This is a genomic window from Stenotrophomonas humi, from assembly GCF_001431415.1.
In the GTDB taxonomy this organism is placed as follows: Bacteria; Pseudomonadota; Gammaproteobacteria; order Xanthomonadales; family Xanthomonadaceae; genus Stenotrophomonas; species Stenotrophomonas humi.
The window spans coordinates 1-18,590 of the sequence record NZ_LDJI01000024.1 but is presented as its reverse complement, the minus strand read 5'-3'; the positions used below and the strand labels follow the sequence as shown (position 1 = coordinate 18,590).

General features: G+C 64.7%; 21 protein-coding genes. 7 read left to right on the top strand and 14 right to left on the bottom strand.

Annotation, left to right across the window (positions count from 1 at the left end):
- Window positions 1-162: 162 nt before the first annotated feature.
- Window positions 163-552 carry a DUF6165 family protein gene (locus tag ABB26_RS12600; protein ID WP_057634676.1) on the bottom strand — a complete coding sequence of 130 codons (390 nt, stop codon included), beginning with the start codon at window positions 550-552 and terminating at the stop codon, window positions 163-165.
- 145 nt (window positions 553-697) lie between these two features.
- Between ABB26_RS12600 and ABB26_RS12595 the strand changes: the two genes are divergently transcribed.
- On the top strand, window positions 698-1,117 hold the full coding sequence (locus ABB26_RS12595) for a hypothetical protein (protein ID WP_057634674.1): 420 nt from the start codon (window positions 698-700) through the stop codon (window positions 1,115-1,117).
- 47 nt (window positions 1,118-1,164) lie between these two features.
- Here ABB26_RS12595 and ABB26_RS12590 read toward each other — a convergent pair whose 3' ends face one another.
- From ABB26_RS12590 to ABB26_RS12580, 3 genes are read right to left on the bottom strand one after another with little or no spacing between them, the layout of a single operon-like run.
- The gene (locus ABB26_RS12590) at window positions 1,165-1,827 is read right to left on the bottom strand and encodes a hypothetical protein (protein WP_057634672.1); all 663 of its coding nucleotides are present in this window, start codon (window positions 1,825-1,827) and stop codon (window positions 1,165-1,167) included.
- A gap of 4 nt (window positions 1,828-1,831) precedes the next feature.
- Window positions 1,832-2,380, bottom strand: coding sequence for an RNA polymerase sigma factor (locus ABB26_RS12585; protein ID WP_057634671.1), 549 nt, complete (start codon window positions 2,378-2,380; stop codon window positions 1,832-1,834).
- 53 nt (window positions 2,381-2,433) lie between these two features.
- A complete protein-coding gene (locus ABB26_RS12580) occupies window positions 2,434-3,975 on the bottom strand; it encodes a GGDEF domain-containing protein (protein WP_057634669.1) in 1,542 nt (513 codons plus the stop codon).
- A gap of 119 nt (window positions 3,976-4,094) precedes the next feature.
- On the opposite strand from ABB26_RS12580, the gene ABB26_RS12575 reads away from it, so the two are divergent.
- Window positions 4,095-4,727, top strand: coding sequence for a Rossmann-fold NAD(P)-binding domain-containing protein (locus ABB26_RS12575; protein ID WP_057634667.1), 633 nt, complete (start codon window positions 4,095-4,097; stop codon window positions 4,725-4,727).
- Between the two features lie 123 nt (window positions 4,728-4,850).
- Here ABB26_RS12575 and ABB26_RS12570 read toward each other — a convergent pair whose 3' ends face one another.
- The 9 genes from ABB26_RS12570 to pdhA all read right to left on the bottom strand — a co-directional run bounded on the left by ABB26_RS12570 (window position 4,851) and on the right by pdhA (window position 11,612).
- Window positions 4,851-5,612, bottom strand: a complete 762-nt coding sequence (locus ABB26_RS12570; RefSeq protein WP_057634665.1) for an SDR family NAD(P)-dependent oxidoreductase — start codon at window positions 5,610-5,612, stop codon at window positions 4,851-4,853.
- A gap of 54 nt (window positions 5,613-5,666) precedes the next feature.
- Window positions 5,667-6,053 (bottom strand): VOC family protein, encoded by a 387-nt coding sequence (locus ABB26_RS12565; RefSeq protein ID WP_057634664.1) that lies wholly within the window; start codon window positions 6,051-6,053, stop codon window positions 5,667-5,669.
- A 30-nt stretch (window positions 6,054-6,083) separates the two neighbouring features.
- A complete protein-coding gene (locus ABB26_RS12560; RefSeq protein ID WP_057634662.1) occupies window positions 6,084-6,695 on the bottom strand; it encodes a DUF998 domain-containing protein in 612 nt (203 codons plus the stop codon).
- A gap of 10 nt (window positions 6,696-6,705) precedes the next feature.
- A complete protein-coding gene (locus ABB26_RS19305; RefSeq protein ID WP_057634660.1) occupies window positions 6,706-7,041 on the bottom strand; it encodes a hypothetical protein in 336 nt (111 codons plus the stop codon).
- A 120-nt stretch (window positions 7,042-7,161) separates the two neighbouring features.
- A complete protein-coding gene (locus tag ABB26_RS12550) occupies window positions 7,162-7,584 on the bottom strand; it encodes a hypothetical protein (protein ID WP_152982669.1) in 423 nt (140 codons plus the stop codon).
- Between the two features lie 160 nt (window positions 7,585-7,744).
- Window positions 7,745-9,100 (bottom strand): dihydrolipoamide acetyltransferase family protein, encoded by a 1,356-nt coding sequence (locus ABB26_RS12545; RefSeq protein WP_057634653.1) that lies wholly within the window; start codon window positions 9,098-9,100, stop codon window positions 7,745-7,747.
- The gene (locus ABB26_RS12540) at window positions 9,097-9,450 is read right to left on the bottom strand and encodes an SH3 domain-containing protein (RefSeq protein ID WP_057634651.1); all 354 of its coding nucleotides are present in this window, start codon (window positions 9,448-9,450) and stop codon (window positions 9,097-9,099) included. The genes ABB26_RS12545 and ABB26_RS12540 overlap by 4 nt, the downstream gene beginning before the upstream one ends.
- A 1-nt stretch (window position 9,451) precedes the next feature.
- Window positions 9,452-10,531: an alpha-ketoacid dehydrogenase subunit beta gene (locus tag ABB26_RS12535; protein WP_057634646.1), complete on the bottom strand. Its 1,080-nt coding sequence runs from the start codon at window positions 10,529-10,531 to the stop codon at window positions 9,452-9,454.
- The gene (gene pdhA, locus ABB26_RS12530) at window positions 10,524-11,612 is read right to left on the bottom strand and encodes a pyruvate dehydrogenase (acetyl-transferring) E1 component subunit alpha (RefSeq protein ID WP_057634644.1); all 1,089 of its coding nucleotides are present in this window, start codon (window positions 11,610-11,612) and stop codon (window positions 10,524-10,526) included. Before pdhA ends, ABB26_RS12535 begins: the two co-directional genes overlap by 8 nt.
- Before the next feature lie 492 nt (window positions 11,613-12,104).
- Here pdhA and ABB26_RS12525 point away from each other — a divergent pair, with 492 nt between their 5' ends.
- The 4 genes from ABB26_RS12525 to ABB26_RS12510 all read left to right on the top strand — a co-directional run bounded on the left by ABB26_RS12525 (window position 12,105) and on the right by ABB26_RS12510 (window position 16,582).
- The gene (locus tag ABB26_RS12525; RefSeq protein WP_057634718.1) at window positions 12,105-12,983 is read left to right on the top strand and encodes a tryptophan 2,3-dioxygenase; all 879 of its coding nucleotides are present in this window, start codon (window positions 12,105-12,107) and stop codon (window positions 12,981-12,983) included.
- A gap of 191 nt (window positions 12,984-13,174) precedes the next feature.
- Window positions 13,175-14,683, top strand: coding sequence for a peptide MFS transporter (locus tag ABB26_RS12520; protein WP_057634643.1), 1,509 nt, complete (start codon window positions 13,175-13,177; stop codon window positions 14,681-14,683).
- A gap of 7 nt (window positions 14,684-14,690) precedes the next feature.
- Window positions 14,691-15,287, top strand: coding sequence for a thioredoxin family protein (locus tag ABB26_RS12515; protein ID WP_152982668.1), 597 nt, complete (start codon window positions 14,691-14,693; stop codon window positions 15,285-15,287).
- 173 nt (window positions 15,288-15,460) lie between these two features.
- On the top strand, window positions 15,461-16,582 hold the full coding sequence (locus ABB26_RS12510; protein WP_057634641.1) for a hypothetical protein: 1,122 nt from the start codon (window positions 15,461-15,463) through the stop codon (window positions 16,580-16,582).
- A gap of 129 nt (window positions 16,583-16,711) precedes the next feature.
- Here ABB26_RS12510 and ABB26_RS12505 read toward each other — a convergent pair whose 3' ends face one another.
- Complete coding sequence (locus tag ABB26_RS12505; RefSeq protein WP_057634639.1) at window positions 16,712-17,206, bottom strand: MarR family winged helix-turn-helix transcriptional regulator; 495 nt, start codon at window positions 17,204-17,206, stop codon at window positions 16,712-16,714.
- 175 nt (window positions 17,207-17,381) lie between these two features.
- Here ABB26_RS12505 and hppD point away from each other — a divergent pair, with 175 nt between their 5' ends.
- The gene (gene hppD / locus ABB26_RS12500; protein WP_152982671.1) at window positions 17,382-18,452 is read left to right on the top strand and encodes a 4-hydroxyphenylpyruvate dioxygenase; all 1,071 of its coding nucleotides are present in this window, start codon (window positions 17,382-17,384) and stop codon (window positions 18,450-18,452) included.
- Window positions 18,453-18,590: the final 138 nt, after the last annotated feature.

Here is an 18,590-nt window from a genome sequence, read left to right as displayed (position 1 = left end):
GCAAGCGGGAGAGGGGTTGGGGTGAGGGGCGCCTCAATCAGATTTCAGAGGCCGTGAAGACGAACGCGTCACCACGCGCCTTGATGGATAACCCGCAACGTCTCCCTCATCCGGCCCTTCGGGCCACCTTCTCCCGGCGGGAGAAGGAATCAGAAGCAGCCTTCACTCTCCCTGATACTGCTTCTCTTCCACCAGCGCCGAACCCGCTACGCGGTTGATGTCGTTCTTCACCACCACGCGTTCACCGTTGGTGCCGTACACGCCACGCGCCAGGGTGATGAAATCCGCACCGAAGTCCTGTGCCGCTTCCTTGTCACGCAGCCGGTCCTGGATGTCCCACATGCGCTCGTTGATCGCCTTGAGCTGATCCTTGAGCGCACCCAGCGTCGGTCGCGCGGCCTGCTGTTCCAGCCAAAGCGGCCACAGCCCGTCCAGCTCGGTGCGTACGTTGGCCAGTTTGGCCGCATCGGTGATGCGCTCGGCCTTGATTTCGAGGATCGTGATCTTGTCGATCAGTTCGCCAATCGATACCGGGGTCAGGATGGTCTGCACGTTGCTGCTGCCGTTTCTGGGGTGGCGGCAATGATACCGCCCCCGCAACGGCCTGCCTGAGCCAACGGTTGCCGATGTACCGGTGTTGGCACGCAAGCGCAGGCACCGCGCACAATGCCGGCTGTTCATCACAGGGGAGTCGCCGATGTCGATGCGTGCGTGTCTGGGGGTGTTTGTATTGGCTGCCGCCGCGTTCTGCGCCCAAGCGGGCGATGCATCGTCGCTGCAGGGCGCCTGGCAATTGCAGTCCGGGGAGTTCATCAACAAGGAAGGCGAGCCAGTCGCGTACGCCAGCCAGAAACTGGCCGGGACCAAGCTGCTGGCCGACGGCCGCTTTGCCTTCACCACCACCAGCGACGGCAGGTTCTGGGCTGGTGGCTCGGGCACCTATCGCGCCGAAGGTGACCGCTACGTGGAAACGCCGCTGATGGCGTCCTACCCGTTGGAAAACGGCGGCAGCTATGAATTCCGTTACACGCTGGAAGGCGATGTGTGGACGCTGGAACGCTGGGAAGGCGAGCGCCGGGTGGAGCGTGAAGTCTGGAAGCGCGCGTCGACGTCGTAACGAAGTTGCAGGAGCGGCCCAGGCCCCTCCTGCACGCTGGAATTTGTTCATGGCGCGCCCTGCTCCAGCTCCCGCAACTGCTGCTGCGCGCGGGCCAGCGAGCAACCGGACAGGCCATCCAGCAGGCGCTGCAACCCGTGCGTTTCAGGCAGGCGCTTCATCACCCAACGCGCAAACGCGATGCTGCCCATCATCGCCGCCACACCGAAGCCCAACGTGCCGAGGAACCAGCGCGGCGCCATTGCGTAGAGATCCACTCCCAGCCACTGCACGCACAGCCACTGCACCGCCAGCAGCCACAGGCAGAACCAGGGTAGGCCCAATGCCAGCTCGGTGAGTGCAGTGAAGCGCCGCAGCTGCGCCAGCCGCGTCAGCTGTCTGAGCAACGGCACGTTGGCCGTGTCCACGCGCATGGCCAGCATCGCGCGGGTGATCGACACCCAGATCGCGACAATGCCGTAGACGTGGAAGGCCAGGCCGGTCAGCAGCAGCTGCGGCACTTGCCGGTGTTCGATCCAGAAGCCGGCCGCCAACACGGTGACGACGATCCACACCAGCAGCCATACCAGCTGCAAGCCGCTGAACCAGCGCAAGCGCCGACGGATGGCACGCTGGCGTGGTTCACGCCACGCCTGCAGGGCGACAATTTCCAGTTGGTCGATACGCTGTGCCTGTTGCGCCCAGGCGAGCTTGAGTTGTTCCAGTTCCATCGCATCAGCCTCTAGCGTTCGGGGTGGGGTTGGCCTGTTGCCGCAGCTGCTGGCGCAGCCGGTGCAGGCGGGTGGCGGCATTGCTGGCACTGATGCCGAGTACATCGCCGATCTGTTGATGGCTGTAGTCGTCCAGGTGCAGCAGCAACAGCGCACGATCCATCGACGGCAGCGAGTGGATCAGCGCATGCAGCTGGGCCAGCTGCGCGGCATCCTCGACGGTCTCGGCGGGGCTCGCCAGCTGTTCGAGATGGTCGGGCTCGACATCGGCGTGATGACGCTGCCGCAGGCGCCGACCGCGCTGCTGGGAAATGGCTACGTTCAACGCCACGCGGTACAGCCAGGTGCTGAATGCCGCCTTCTCCGGCATGAACGCCGGAAAGGCGCGCCACGCCTGCACGCTGATCTCCTGGATCAGGTCCTGGCGATCGTCGATATCCCGGGTCCAGGCGCGGGACACCTTGAGCACGATGCCCTGATGCTGGGCCAGCAAGCCCGCAAAGCGTTGTTGCAGTCCGGTAGTGGCATCAGCGGCGGTCACGGGAATGTCCATGCATAGGTGATTCGCACCAGTGCGGGGAATATCACAGCCGCGAGCCGGCCGTCTCAGTCGGCCGGCAATACCCGGTTGCGGCCGATGCGCTTGGCTGCATACAGCGCCTGGTCGGCGCGATGCAGCAGGGTATCGATGGGTTCGCCTGCACGGGCCTGGGCTACGCCGCCGCTGAAACGTACCTGCACCCGCTCATCGCCGAACAGGAATGGCCGCTGTGCCAGCGCCAGCTGCAATTGCTGCATCGATTCCAGAGCGGCCACCGCGCTCATGCCCGGCAGCACCACCACGAACTCATCGCCGCCCAGGCGCGCAATATGGTCGCGGCCACGCAGGCGCTGCTGTATTACCGCAACAAGATGGCGAAGTGCCTGATCGCCAGCCGCGTGCCCGTGGCTGTTGTTGGTCTGGCTGAAATGATCCAGATCCAGCATGCAAACGCTCAGTGATGCATCGCTCTTGTTCAATTCCTTCGTCAACAACTCTTCCAGCCCGCGCCGGTTCAGCGCACCGGTCAGTACATCGGTACGCAGCTGGCTGCCGGCGTCTTCCAGTTCGCGTTCCAGTTGCTGCACGCGCTGTTCGGCGGCCCTGGCCTCGGCGCGGGCGTTGGCCAGGTGGTCGCGCGCGCGCGCGGCCTGTGCCTGTACCCGCACGGTGTCCTGCAGCACGTCCTGCAGCAGCTGGTTGAGGTCGGCAATGCTGCGCGCCTGGCGCACGGCGATGGCGTAGCTGGCGACGCGGTCATGGTACTCGCCGGTTTCGGTGGCCATGCCGTCGACCTGGTCGAGGAAGCTGACCATCAACTCCTTCATCGCCTGCTTGGACTCGGTGATGCCCTGCCGCAACAGCCCCTGCCGGTAGATCACTTCGCGCAGGTCGTTGCGGGTCTGCTCCAGCGAGCCGGTGTCCAGTGTGCCGGTCAGCAGTTGCCGCACATTGCGTATCTGACCCTGCAGCCAGCTCTCGCCGTCGAGCAGTTCGGTGATGTTCTCAAGCAGCATGTCGAACAGGCTCAACAGCAGGTCGTGCTGTTCCTGCATGCCGTCGCTGCGTACGCCGACCTGGTGACACAGTTCGCGCAGGTGCTGTGCGACCGGCTCCAGCGCTTGACCGCTACGCCAGCCGCGCAGCTCCTGGCCCATGCGCTGGGCCTGTTGCTCCAGTTCGGGTGAGTGCTGCATGAGAGGGGCAAGGACCGCACCGAGCGTATGCCCGAGCATGTCGCGCAGGCGTTCGGCCTCGCCATTGCCAGCGCCGGGCGGGGCCAGTTCGATGGTGCGGATGTATTTGTCGATCAACTGCCGCAGCAAGCGGCCATAGCGGTCCCAGTCCTGGTCCACATGCGCGCTGTGCAGACGCTGGCCCATGTCGCCCAGTTCACCGGGCAGGGTGCACATGCCCTGGGCGAAGGCATGCAGCAGCGGCTCCGGCGCGTTGCTGCCGATGAACAGGCGTTGCAGCATGGCCATGCCGCCATTGCCTGCGGGTGCCGGTGCCGCTGCTTCCGCCACTACCTGCGGCGCCGCGCGGCGGGACAGGATGCGTCCCAGTCCGGTATGGCCAGAAGGTGGAATGTCGGGGCTGTCGGCCATTGCGCGAAGGTCCGGGCGGAGAGGCGGGCGCGCGGATGCGCGTTCCGGGGCTGGTATCAAGGCTCCATTATCGGCATGGTGAGGGCCGGCTTGAACTGAAATAGAACACAGGAGGGGGCATGCGGGTACTGCTGGCCGGGTCTACCGGATTGGTCGGGACACTGGTATTGCAGCGGTTGTTGGCCGATCCGCGCTGCAGCGCGATCATTGCCCCGACCCGGCGTGCGCTTGGGCAGGCTGCCCCCAAACTGCTGAATCCAGTAATGGACTTTGCGACGCTGCCAGCGGGAGCCGAGGACTGGCAGGTGGATGCGGCCATCTGCGCGCTGGGCTCGACAATGAAGCAGGCCGGTTCGAAGGCGGCATTCCGTCAGGTGGATCACGGCTATCCACTGGCGATCGCGCGGGTGGTGAAGGCCCGAGGGTGCGACGTGTTCGTCCTGAACTCGGCGATGGGCGCCAACGCGCGCTCCCGGTTCTTCTACAACCAGGTGAAGGGGGAGCTGGAGCGCGACCTGCGTGGACTGGGTTTCACCTCACTGACCTTCGTGCGGCCGGGCCTGATAGGCGGCGAGCGGGCCGAACCGCGCGCCGGCGAGCGCTTGGCCAGCTGGGTGCTGGGGGCGTTGGCACCGCTGCTGCCGCGCGCATGGCGGATCAATCCGGCAGCACACATTGCCGATGCACTGGTCGAAGCGGCGTTGAATCCGCCATCGGGTGTGCAGGTCGTTGGATCAGCGCAGCTGGTGTAACAGCGGCATCGGCCGCGAGGCCGCCGAGGTTCGCGCGCCGGTGTTGCCTGCAGTCCGGCGATGCATGATCGCGCCTGCCTGTGAGCCTTGCCAGCTTCGCCGCTGATGCCGCTCCCACTGGCATCAGCTGGGCAGCGACTGCCCGCCATCCACGGCCAGCACCTGCCCGGTGATCCAGCGCGCCGCCGGCGAGCATAGGAACACGGCCGCGCGCGCTACATCCTCAGCCTCGCCGAAGCCGCCAAATGGAATTCTGGCGCGGATCTGCGCATACAGCGCCGGTTCCTCGCTGCGACGCCGGTCCCACAGGCCGCCGGGAAATTCGATGGAACCCGGCGCGATGGCGTTGACGCGGATGCGTTCGTGCGCCAGTTCGGTAGCCAGCGAAGTCGTGTAGTAGTTCAGCGCAGCCTTGGTGGCCGAATAGGCAGCTGCGCGCGGTGTCGGTACCAGGGCATTGATCGAACTGATGTTGAGGATGGCCGGCATCGCGCTGTTGCGCAGGTGTGGCAACGCGGCCCGATTGGTGCGCACCGCCGCCATCAGGTCGATATCGAAACCGGCCTGCCAACTGGCATCGTCGTTGCCATTGCCGTATCCGGACGCGTTGTTGATGACGATGTCGATACCTCCGAGCGCGCTGGCGGCCGTATCTACCCAATGCTGGATCTGCACGGGGTCGGCAAGGTCGCAGGGCTGCGTGTGCACGGCGCCGGCGCCGGCGTCCTTCAGCGTGATGCCGGCCTGCTGCAATACATGCGGATCGCGAGCGCAGATGCCGAGGTGGGCGCCGGCTTCTGCAAAGGCGTGGGCAATTGCCAGGCCGATGCCACGGCTGCCACCGGCAACCAGTACGCGCGCGTCGGTGAGGGAAAGGGAGGGCATCGTTGCAGCTCCAACTGGCAAGAGATGCCGAGCATTATCCGCTCGCTCGCAGGCTTACTCCCAGTTGGTGGGTGCAGGGCCACGCTCGGGATGCTTCATCCGCACGATGCAGAAGCGATGCCCGGTGGGCGCTTCCATCACCCACCAGCGTTTGATGAAGCCGATGCGCTTGGCGCCCAGTGCTTCGAGTCGATTGGCCTCGGCATCGATGTCATCAGCTTCGATATCCAGGTGCACGCGCGACGCATGGCTGACGCGTTGTACTTCGACATGCAGACCGCCGGGTGCGCCGATCAGTTCGGCATACTGCGCGCCGTCGTCCTCGGTGTAGCCCGGCTCGGCGGCCAGCCCCAATGCCGCGCTCCAGAATGAGGCGGCACGGTCGCTGTCGGTGTCCTGGCAATCGATGATGAAACCGGCCAAACGGCTGCGGTGGCTCATGGCGCTGCTCCGGAAGCGGGGAGCTGAAGTCTATTCCCTGCGGGGGGCGCCTGCAGGAGACGCCAGCCGCCATGCAGCCACGCACAATGCGCCATATACCAGCCATTCGGACAAGCGTTGCAGCAACCCGCGCCAGTCATGCAGTGGCGGTGTGCCCATCAGCACGAACAGCAGCAACCAGATAGTTGCCAATGCGATCCAGAACAGGCGGGTGGGGAGTTTGATGTGTGGCGTGGCAGCCAGCAGCACCAAGCCAAGTGTGGTGCCCAGGTAAGTGAATACGCCCAGTAGATTGTGCACTGCCTGCGACAGGCTACCCTCCAGCGGGCAGCCCAGATCACAGGGGGCCAGGGCTGAGCCTATCCACGCCAAGGGCTCGCACATCAGCAACCAGTAACCGACACGGCTGGCGCCGGACACTGGCACGTGTGCGGCCATCGCACCCAGCAACAGCGCGGCCAGCGCTCCCACCGGTATGAAGCCACCCATGCTGATCAGGACGGCATGGGCGCTATCGGTCGCGCCCAGCTCGCTGATGTACTGCGACATCGCCGAATAGCCCGGTTTCAATGCCGCACCGCCGAACAGCATGAAGGCATAGACGACCACGAACAGCAGGATGAGCCAGCGTGGGTTGCGCATGGCGGGCGCGTCAGTACGGTGCGGCGGACAGGAACAACTCGACCTTGCCGCACGAAGGGCAGGTGTACAGATCGAATTCTTCGCGATGCACGAACAGCTCGCCGAGGTCGCCGGGCAGGAACGGCATTGTCGGGGCGCCCTCATGGAACCGGCGGCGACCGATGAACGCCATCGTCGCGCCGGGACAACGCAGGCATTCCATCTGCCGGGGTGAAGGGCCGCTGTGCGGCTGTTGGCCTGCCTCGGGGACGGCGGGCGAGCCATCGGCATGTGTACTGCAACGCCAGCACTGACGCGCTTCGGCGCCGTTGCGTTCACCACATCGCGTACAGATCCAAGCGTCCATCGGCGTCACCCACTCATGTCCATTGCCGGCCGGCGCATGGTAACGCCGGCCGTTGCAAATGGCCGTGACAGGAGGGTGCTGCCGAAGCTGGAACGCCCGGTCGCGTCCGCGGGCGGCCTATCAGCCGATGGGAGGGGCCTGCAGTTCGGCGAACAGCACGTTCTGTGCCTTGCGGGCCATCGAGCGCGGCACGCTGGCAACGAAGTTGCCACCGCTCAGTGCCATGTCACCCTTGATGATCAGGCCGTTGATGCGGGTGTAACTGCGGAAGGTGTAGCGATTGCCGTCACGGCTTACTTCCAGGAACATCGGTGACGTCAGGAACCCCTTGCCCTTGCGATACCGCTGCGTCTGGCCGGATGTGTCGTCCAGGAAATAGCCGTTGCTCTGTGCCCACGCGGCGACCTTGCCCAGCACATCCTCATCGCTGGTCAGCGTGGTCTGGTCGAACGGTCGGCCGCTGTTCTTGGCCATCAACGCCATCACATTCAACGCACCCAGGCCGATAACCGCGCCGACCACCATCCCTGTCACCATCCCCATGCGTACTTCCTGTGTGTTGTGTTGTGAAGCGCGCAAGCATGACAGCGGAATTGTTCAATCACGATGAACCGTGCGTACCGATGCTCCTGAAAGTGATCCAGTCGACATAAAAAAAAGCCCGCATTGCTGCGGGCTTTGCTGTTGCTTCAGAACACCGGGATCAATGCATCAGTGCCAGATCGTCGATCAGCGCGCGCAGGAAGCGGGCGGCTTCGCCACCGGTGCAGGCGCGATGATCGAAGGTGACCGACAGCGGGATGACCTTGTGCGTTTCCACACCACCCATCACCGGGGTGAGCTGGAAGCGGGCACGACCGGCGGCGACGATCGCCACACATGGCGGTACCACGACCGGCGTGGCGTAGCGGCCGGCGAACATGCCGAAGTTGGACAGCGAGATGGTGTAACCGCTCAACTCGGAGGAAGCGATGGAGCGGTCCTCGACCTGCTGGCGCAGACGATTGATGCCTTCGCGTACGCCACGTGCGTCGAGCATGTCGGCATTGCGCAGGGCCGGGACGAACAGGCCGTCGTCGGTATCCACGGCGATGCCGATATCGACCTGCGCGTGCAGGGTGCGGGTGAGGTTTTCACCGTCGAACCAGGCGTTCATGGCCGGCACGGTCTGGCAGGCGACGACGATGGCACGCACCAGGCGCGAGGTCATGTCATTGCCCGGTGCCCAGGCATGGATGTCGGCGTCATCGGTCAGCGTGGTCGGCACGACCTTGCTGTGCGCATCGGCCATCACCCGCGCCATGTTGCGGCGCACGCCCTTGAGCGGTTCCGGCTGGCCCTTGGCGACCACGCCCGGAGGTGCGGTGCGCATCGGCTTGCCGGCGGCGGAAAGCGGGGTGCGGGCGGCTTCGGTACGTGCGGCCGGTGCCGGAGCGACAGCTGCCTGTGCGGCCTGCGGTGCTGCTGCCGGTGCAGTGCCGACCTTTGCGGTACCGGCTTCGGCGGCCTGCTTCACATCATTCATCGTTACCGCGCCGTCGGCGCCGGTGGCGCGCACGCGGCTCAGGTCGACGCCGAGCTTGCGGGCCATCGCACGCACTGCCGGCATCGCCTTGACGCCACCGACGGCGACGGCCTGTTCGGTGTGCACGGCATTGGAGCTGACCATCGCGCCGACTACGGTGCCTTCGTCGGCACGTTCGGCCGCAGCAGCCGGTGCCTGCGTTGCGGCAGGTGCAGGTGCCGCAGCGGCCGGTGCCGGGGCGCCGTGATGATGGCCGGTGTCCTGGCCTTCGGCACGCTGCGGCAGGTTCGGGTCGATCTCGAAATGCGCCAGCATGTGGCCGGTCACCACGATGTCACCCGGTGCGCCAGCCAGCTTCAGCACCTTGCCGGAGAACGGCGAGGGTACTTCCACCACGGCCTTGGCGGTCTCCATCGACACCAGTGGCTCGTCCAGCTTGATCACATCGCCTTCCTTGACGAACCATTCCACGATGGTGGCGTCCGGCAGGCCTTCGCCCAGGTCGGGCAGGTTGAAGCTTTTGGTCTGGCTCATGTGCAGTTCTCTTCCAGCAATTCAAGTTCGCGTGCCGGTACCCAGCCCTGCGCGCCATCGGCGCGTTCGGACCACCACCAGCCGCCATGTTCGTGATGCAGCCGTACCTGTTCGCCGCGGTCCACATCCAGTTCCCGTGCACTGTAATCGCGCAAGGCTTCGGCGCGACCATCATCCAATGGTTGCAGCCATGCCACGGGCGCCCAGCCGGCGCTGCCTTCGTCGGTTTTCACCCAGGCGAAGGCAGGCCATTCTTCATCGCGCACGCCGAGCTCAACGATCTGCCCGGCGTGGAACTTCAGTGGATTTGGATATTGGCTGCGGTGGCTGCCATGCAGGCGTGCCAGCATGTCAGCCCGCCGCTACCGCACGTTTGGCCGCAGCCACGATCCGCTCAACGCTCGGCAGGTACTTCATTTCCAGGCGGAACAGCGGGATGTGGGTGTCGTAGCCGGTGACGCGCTCGACCGGGGCCAACAGGTCGTACATCGATTCCTCGGCCAGGCGGGCGGCGATCTCGGCACCGAAACCGGCGGTCTTGGGCGCTTCCTGCACGATCACGCATCGGCCTGTCTTGGCCACCGACTCGGCGATGGTGGCGAAGTCGAGCGGACGCAGCGTGGCCACGTCGATGACTTCGGCACTGATGCCTTCGCCGGCCAGCTTGTCGGCCGCTTCCAGTGCTTCCTTCACCTGCGCGCCCCAGGTCACCAGGGTCACGTCGGTGCCATCACGCAGCACGAAGCACACGTCCAGCGGCAGTGCTTCGCCGTCGTTGGCGACCACTTCCTTGTACTGGCGATAGATGCGCTTGGGCTCCATGTAGATCACCGGATCCGGTTCGCGGATCGCGGCCAGCAACAGGCCGTAGGCGCGCTGCGGGCTGGACGGCAACACCACGCGCAGGCCCGGCACGTTGGTGAAGATGGCTTCGTTGGCTTCGCTGTGGTGCTCCGGCGCACGGATGCCACCACCCCACGGCACGCGCAGCACCATCGGGCAATGCAGGCGGCCACGGGTACGGTTACGCAGGCGTGCGGCGTGGCAGATGATGTGGTCGACCATCGGATAGACGAAGCCGTCGAACTGGGCTTCGGCAATCGGCTTCATGCCCTGTGCGGCCAGGCCGACGGTGAGGCCGGCGATGGTGGTTTCATCCAGCGGGGTGTCGAGCACGCGCTGCGAACCGAACTGCTGCTGCAGGCCGGCGGTGGCACGGAACACGCCGCCGTTGACGCCCACGTCCTCGCCCAGCACCAGCACCGAGGGATCGTGTTCCATTTCCCATGCCAGCGCCTGGGTGACGGCTTCGATAAGGGTGATGGGAGTGGCGGTCATGGTGGGTTCTCCGCTGTTGCTCGCCGCGCTGTGGGCGGTGCCGTGGTCATGGCTGACCGAAGTGCCGGAAACGGCGCGCTTGATGTCATCCATGGCGCTGCTCCAGGGCGATGGCTGCAGCACGCTGGGCCAGCAGGTCCGGCGGCGGATCGGCGTAGAGGAAATCGAACATCGCTTCGACCGGCTGCACCGGGCAGTTGAGGTAGGCGTTGACCTCCTCGTCCACGCGGGTGCCGCACTCGGTGATCCAGTTCTTCTCTTCTTCCTCGCTCCACACGCCGGCGGCGGTGAGGTACTTGCGCAAACGGATCAACGGCTCGTTCAACCAGGCTGCCTTCACTTCGGCATCGTCGCGGTAGCGGCGCGCGTCGTCGGCAGTGGTGTGGTCGGACAGGCGGTAGGTCAGGAACTCCAGTACCGTGCCACCTTCGCCGGACAGCGCGCGGGTACGCGCCTGTTCCATCGCGGCGAGCACGGCGATCAGGTCGTTGCCGTCCACCTGCAGGCAGAACAGGCCGCCGGCCAGGCCCTTCTGGGCCAGGGTTTCAGCGCCGGTCTGGGCCGAACGTGGCACCGAGATGGCCCAGCCGTTGTTGACGATGCACAGGATCAGCGGGAGCTTGTAGGCACCGGCGGAGTTGAGCGCCGCGTAGAAATCGGTCTTGGAGCTGCCGCCGTCACCGCAGACGGTCACGGCCACCTGCGGCATGCCGCGCAGCTTGAACGACAGCGCCGAGCCGGCCGCATGCAGGCACTGGGTCGAGATCGGCACGCAGATCGGGAAGTCACGCACGGCATCGCTGTCGCGGTCGTAGTCGCTGCCGCGCTCATCGCCACCCCAGTACATCAGCACGTCACGCGGGCGCACGCCACGCATGAACATGGCACCGTACTCGCGGTAGCTGGGAGCGAACACGTCACCGCTCTTCATCGACGCGCCGATGCCGACGTGGGCCGCTTCGTGGCCCAGGCAGGAGGCGAAGGTGCCGAGCTTGCCGGTGCGCTGCAGTGCCACGGCCTTGGTGTCGAACACCCGGGTGGCAAGCATCTGCCGGAACATCGGCAGCAGTGTGCGCGGGTCGCGCAGCGACTCGGGGAGGTCATTGCGTACCAGGTTGCCGTCGGCATCCAGGTACTGCAGGTATTCAATTTGGAACTGGGCGGAAACCGTCATTGCATCAACACCTTGAACAGATGGTTTCAAATGATAGGAATTGCACATGGTAAGGACTCAGTCCGAAAAAGCCGTCCTGCGCCGCAGCACGAATGACCGCGCAAACGTCGGCTTGGTTCCATGGGCCACGTGCCGGCTGAGCAAACACAACGTATTCAGTCAGATTGGGCGCGGCCGGTGCATTGTCGCGCCGGTCGCCGATGCAAGTGTTCTGATTCTGTTTGCGCGGAGGCGGGGGTGTGCTGGGGGGCTTGGATCGGGTTCCTGGGCGGTGGCAGGGGAAGTCTGCAGACCGGAGGTTTCAGCTTTTGCTCCCTCCCTTGCGCAACCGCAGCGGGGGCTGGGCGCCGAGTGCAGGCTGCCGAGCCAGGCTCGGCAAGGGGGCCTTCCCGGTAAAACCCCCGGCGGAGCATGGCTTTGCTGTGCATATCCGGTTCCCGTGCCGGCATCGGCCTGCGTTACGCTTTGCGCCCCGCGCAGATGGCAAGGCCGATGACCGTAGAAAAAAACCAGCGTGAGCTCGAAGCAGGTATCCACACCGACCTGCAGGGCCGACTCACCTACGGCGGCTATCTGCGCCTGGACCAGCTGCTGTCCGCGCAGCAGCCGTTGTCCAACCCGCCGCACCACGATGAGATGTTGTTCATCATCCAGCACCAGACCTCGGAGCTGTGGCTGAAGCTGCTGGCCCACGAGCTGCGTGCGGCCAAGGCCCACCTGCAGCGCGATGAAGTCTGGCAATGCCGCAAGGTGTTGGCGCGCAGCAAGCAGGTGCTGCGCCTGCTGACCGAACAATGGGCGGTGCTGGAAACCCTCACCCCCTCCGAGTACATGGGTTTCCGCGATGTGCTGGGGCCGTCGTCCGGCTTCCAGTCGCTGCAGTACCGCTACATCGAGTTCCTGCTGGGCAACAAGAACGCGGACATGCTCAACGTGTTCGCCCACGACCCGGCCGGACAGGCGCAGCTGCGCGAGGTGCTGGAGGCACCGAGCCTGTACGAGGAGTTCCTGGCCTACCTGTCGCGCTTCGGCCACCCCATCCCGGCCACGTATGAAGGCCACGACTGGACCCAGCCGCACGTCAGCGACCCGGCATTGCGGCAGGTGTTCGAGAACATCTACCAGGACACCGACCGCTACTGGCGCGAGTACTCGCTGTGCGAGGACATGGTGGACCTGGAAACCCAGTTCCAGCTGTGGCGCTTCCGCCACATGCGCACCGTGATGCGGGTGATCGGCTTCAAGCGCGGTACCGGTGGCTCCAGCGGCGTGGGCTTCCTGCGACAGGCGCTGGAGCTGACCTTCTTCCCGGAGTTGTTCGAGGTGCGCACCAGCATCCGCGCCGATCCAGAAGCACCAGCGGGATACTGATAATCAAACGTATTCAGTAAGTTATGAAATGCAATGTCCGCTTTTGCGGCATTGCAGCATCGCATTTGACGGATGCGTGGCCGATTGCGTGTCGATTTGACGTGAAGCCGACGCTTCTGTGATCCTCGCCCGTCGCGCCGGTTCCGGCCGACTTCTTCGTATTTGCCTATTTGCTTTCAGGGGACACCCGCATGAGCGCTGCCGCGCCGAATTCCGCATCAACCCCGGCGCCCGTGCCGGAGTTCAAGACCACCCTCGGTCACCCGCGTCCCTTGTGGATGCTGTTCATGACCGAGTTCTGGGAACGCTTCGCGTTCTACGGCATCCGCTGGGCGCTGGTGCTGTACATCGTGTCGCAGTTCTATGGCGGCAACGCCTCGGGCGAGGAATCGGCCAGCCACACCTACGGTGCCTACCTGGCGCTGGTATATGCGGGTGCGATTTTTGGTGGCTATGCCGCCGACCGGATCATCGGTTACCAGCGCTCGATCCTGATGGGCGCGGTGATCATGGCCGCTGGTCTGTTCATGATCGCCATTCCCAACCAGCAGGTGTTCAACCTGGGCCTGGCCACGATCATCGTGGGCAACGGCCTGTTCAAGCCGAACATCTCCACGATGGTAGGCAAGCTGTACAAGCTGGATGATGAGCGCCGCGATTCGGGCTTCACCATCTTCTACATGGGCATCAACATGGGTGCGATGATCTCGCCGATCCTCACCCAGATCCTGGCGCAGAAGGTGTTCGGCACCGATGCGATGCCGGCCTACAAGATGGTGTTCATCGCCTCGGGCGTGGGCATGCTGGTGAGCCTGCTGTGGTTCCAGCTTGAGCGTCGCCACCTCAAGGGCATCGGTGCAGCGCTGCCGGACAAGCAGGGCAGTGGTCCGGTGATCAAGACCGCCATCGCCTGCCTGGTTGCCATCCCGGTGATGTACGGCCTGCTCAATGCCGGTGCCAACGTGCTGCAGGTGATCCTGACGGTGATGTTTGTCGGCCTGGGCGTCATGCTGCTGATCGAAGGCATCCGCGAAGGCAAGGTCGCGCGCAACCGCGTGATCGCGATGCTGATCATCTTCACTTTCAACGTGCTGTTCTGGATGTTCTTCGAGCAGGCCGGCAGCTCGTTCACCTTCCTGGCCGACCGCATCGTCGACCGCCAGTTCGGTGACTGGACCTTCCCGACCGCGTGGTTCCAGTCGGTCAACTCGGTGGCCATCATCACCCTGGCACCGGTCCTGGCGTGGCTGTGGGTGCGCCTGGGCAAGGCCAATCCGTCGATCCCGCGCAAGTTCGGCCTGGGCCTGATCTTCAATGGCCTGGCATTCCTGCTGCTGATGTTCGCCCTGTCCAGCCTGCTCGATCCGGGCACCAACAAGATCCCGTTCTGGACCCTGTTCGCGGTGTACTGGATCCAGTCCATCGGTGAGCTGTGCCTGTCGCCGATCGGTCTGTCGATGGTGACCAAGCTGGCGCCGGTGCGTCTGGTTGGCTTCGCGATGGGCGGCTGGTTCCTGTCCACCGGCATCGGCAACAACCTGGCGGGCCTGTTCGCCGGCCACGTCAGCGGCGCCGGTGGCATGACCGTACAGTCGGCCCACTCCGGTTACACGATGGGCTTCTGGATCCTGATTGGCGGCGGCGTGCTGCTGTTCCTGATCGCCCCGCTGGTGCAGAAGCTCATGCATGGCGTGAAGTGAGGAAGCAATGATGAAGATTCTGTTTGGCGCGATTCCCCTGTTGCTCACCGTGGCACTGGCCGGCTGCAACCCGCCGCCAGCGCCAGCGCCGGAAAAGGTGCAACCGCTGGATACCTCCGAACAGAAGGCGCCGGTGGCTGACACCAGCCAGCCGGTGGCATCAGGCAATACCCCCACTGCGGCGGACATCGCCGCAGTGGCCGGGCTCAATGCGCAGTTCGATCCGGCCCGCGACCCGGTCGCCGACCTGGAAACGGCCAAGGTCGAGGCGCAGCGCGGCGGCAAGCGGATCATGCTGGACGTGGGTGGCGAGTGGTGCTCGTGGTGCCATCTGCTGGATGCCTTCATGGAAGGCGATTCGGAGATCCGCCGTTTCCGCGATGCCAACTATGTGTGGATGAAGGTCAACTACAGCGAGGACAACGAGAACAAGGCGTTCCTGTCCCGTTTCCCGGAGATCAAGGGCTACCCGCATCTGTTCGTGCTGGATGGCGAGGGCCAGCTGCTGCACTCGCAGTTCACCGGTGAGCTGGAGAAGGGCAAGGGGTACGACCGTGCCAAGTTCTTCGCCTTCCTCAAGCAATGGGCACCACCGGCGAAGTAAGCCGGCAGTTCTGGAATAGACAACGGCGCCTTGGGGCGCCGTTGTTGTATGCGGCTTCGCCCTCCTCCCTTTGCCCACGTCAAAAGGGAGGCAGCGGCATCAACCTTTATTTCCGCGCTCCCCGGCCGCTAACGATTCAATCCTTCTGCATCCGGCCAAGGTCGTTTCTCTCCATGCAGCCAGCTGCCAGTACCGATTCAAGTACCGCTGAATCTCGCGCGCACGACCCTGCCGGCGTCAGCCTGCCGACGGTGGATGAGTTGCTGGACGATGCTCCCGCAACCGACGACGCATTGCCCGCGCAGCCGCACTCGCGCCTGCCGCAGGCTGCAGTGCCGCCCAACATCATGTTGCAGGCGGCAGTGACGCGATTGGTGGAGCAGAAGGAGCAGGTCGACCAGTTGGCACGCAACGGCCTGCTGGCCGGGTTGCTGCCAACGGAATGGAGCACGTCGCCGGGCAATGAGTTGCGCGCCTTCATCGCCTCGGTGGTGCCGTTTGCCTCGGATAGCGCGCGTGGTGAAACCATCGCTGCGCGGGTGCCGCTCAAATTCCTGCTGGGGCATTCGCAGCGCTGGGGCAAGCACGACGTCGCCGAGCCGAAATCGTTGGCCGCGTATCTGGGCAGTGATGATCGTTCGGTTCCGGGCAATGCCGATCTGGCCGAGGTGATGCTGCTCTCGCCGCTTGGGTTGGCGTGGGCGCATGCCGGGCGCGGGAGGGTGGGCTTTCTGCGCGCAATGGGGGCGGACACCCTGGCCGCGCGCGTCACCGCATTGCCGTATCCGGCGGCAGAACAACTTGCGCTGTATCTGGCTGATTGTGATGGCATGACGCACGTCTGGTGCGTGCTCGACAAGCGCAGGTTGCGCGCGTTGCCAGTGCCGTCACTGACGCTGCCACTGTTGTCCGCCTATGGTGTGGGTGCGCCAGAGCCATGGCCGTCGAACTGGCCAGAGCCTGCCGAAGTTGGCGCCGAGTTGGCTCGGCTGCGCAGCGGCAAGTCCGTTGTCGAGGTGGATCTGGTCAAGCTGGTGGACAAAATCGGACGTGACCGGGCCGGCGAGGCCTGGAGCGGCGCCAGCCTGATGCAGCTGCACACCTGGGTGCCGCGCTGGCGTTTCTTCCTGACCTCGTTCATCGGCCTGCCCGCCGCTCTGCTGCTTATCGCGGCATTGGCCTTGCCCGGTCAGATCGAAGCCGCTGCCGTTGCCGCCGCACTGGGCTTTGCCGGTGGCGCCATCGCCGCACTTGCGGCGCCGTGGATCTACGCGCGACGCAAGCACCTGAGCTGAGCCACGTGCATGCCGCAGTGCCGAGTCATGCTCGGCGGGCTCGCCGCCGGCCATGCCCCAGGCGGAGCTTGGCTCCGCTCTACAGATGCTGCTCGCCGGCTCTCGCGACAAGCACCGCTGCTGTCGAGGTCAGCCTTCCGCCATGCGCGACAGACCCGCTTCGGCCAGCCGCGTGATCAGGCGCTCCAGCACCTGTTCCTCTTCCTCGGTCAGCACCGACATCAGGCGGCGGTCCATCTCGATGACCATCGGCGCGATGGTCTCGTAGACCTCGAACCCGGCCGCCGACAGCGCCAGCACCGAGCGACGGCGGTCGTCCCCGTGCGTCTCGCGTTTGATGAAGCCTCGCTCCAGCAGGCGCGCCACCGCGCGGCTGACGGCCACCTTGTCCATTGCCGTGCGCTCGGACACTTCGCTGGCCGAGGAGCCCGGGTACAGCGCCAGGATGGTGATTACCCGCCATTCGGGAATGGCCAGGCCATAGCGCTCACCATAGAGCCGGGCGATGTTGCCGCTGACCCGGTTGGACAGGACGCTGATGCGGTAGGGCAGGAATTGCTCCAGATCCAACAGGACATTTGAGGCCCGGATGCTGGTGGACTTGCTGTAGTCGGAAGAACTCATGCTGCAGTGCACCTTGATGGTGGTTTCATGTGAAACTATAACCTTCGACACTGATCCGCAAATCTGCGCGGATCTCCCTGTTTTCCTGTCGCCGCCCCTTGGGCGACGGTCACGCTCCCGGAGGCAACCCATGAACACCGAAACCCACTCTGCAACCCACGCACCCAACCTGGGTATGCAGGTCACCACCTTCGAAAACCCGATGGGTATTGATGGTTTTGAGTTCGTCGAGTTCGCAGCACCGGCCGGACAGGCCGCCCAGCTGCACGCGTACTTCCGGAACATGGGATTCACTGCGGTACTTCGCCACCGGCAGCGTGCTATTACCGTCTACCGTCAAGGCGGCGTCAACTTCCTCGTGAACGAGGAGCCGGACTCCTTCGCCGCCGACTTCGCCGCCAAGCATGGTCCCAGTGCCTGCGGCTTCGCCATCCGCTTCCAGAAGCCGGCCGCCGAAGTGCTGGCGGCTGCGCTGGGCAACGGTGCCGAGGAAGTGACCCTGCTGGCCGATACCCGCGCGGTGCCGGCCCCTGTGATCAAGGGCATCGGCGACTGCATGCTGTATCTGGTTGACCGCTACGGCGACAAGGGCAGCATCTACGACGCCGACTACGTGCCGGTCGAAGGCGCCGATCAGAATCCGAAGGGCTTCGGTCTGACCTTCATCGACCACCTGACCCACAACCTCTACCTGGGCAACATGCAGCAGTGGTCGGACTACTACGAGCGTCTGTTCAACTTCCGCGAGATCCGCTACTTCGACATCAAGGGTGCCAAGACCGGCCTGGTGTCCAAGGCGATGACCGCGCCGGACGGCATCGTGCGCATCCCGCTCAATGAGTCGTCCGATCCGAAGAGCCAGATCAACGAGTACCTGGACGCGTACAAGGGCGAGGGCATCCAGCACATCGCCTGCTTCACCGACAACATCTACGACACCGTCGAAGCGATGCGCGAGCACGGCATTGAATTCCTGGACACGCCGGACAGCTACTTCGACGTGGTCGACCTGCGCATCCCGGACAACGGTGAGGACGTGCCGCGCCTGCGCAAGAACAAGATCCTGATCGACGCCGACCCGGAAACCAAACAGCGCAAGCTGCTGCAGATCTTCACCCAGAACTGCATCGGCCCGATCTTCTTTGAGATCATCCAGCGCAAGGGCAACGAAGGTTTCGGCGAAGGCAACTTCCAGGCGCTGTTCGAGAGCATCGAGCGCGACCAGATGAAGCGTGGCGTGCTGTAAACAATCGGCGTGAAGCCCAGTCTGAAGCCCCTCCCCCGCGCGCGGGAGAGGGGTTGGGGTGAGGGCAACACGCATCGAAGCACGTAGCATCACCGCAACCGATCCACCCTCACCCCAACCCCTCTCCCGCGTGCGGGA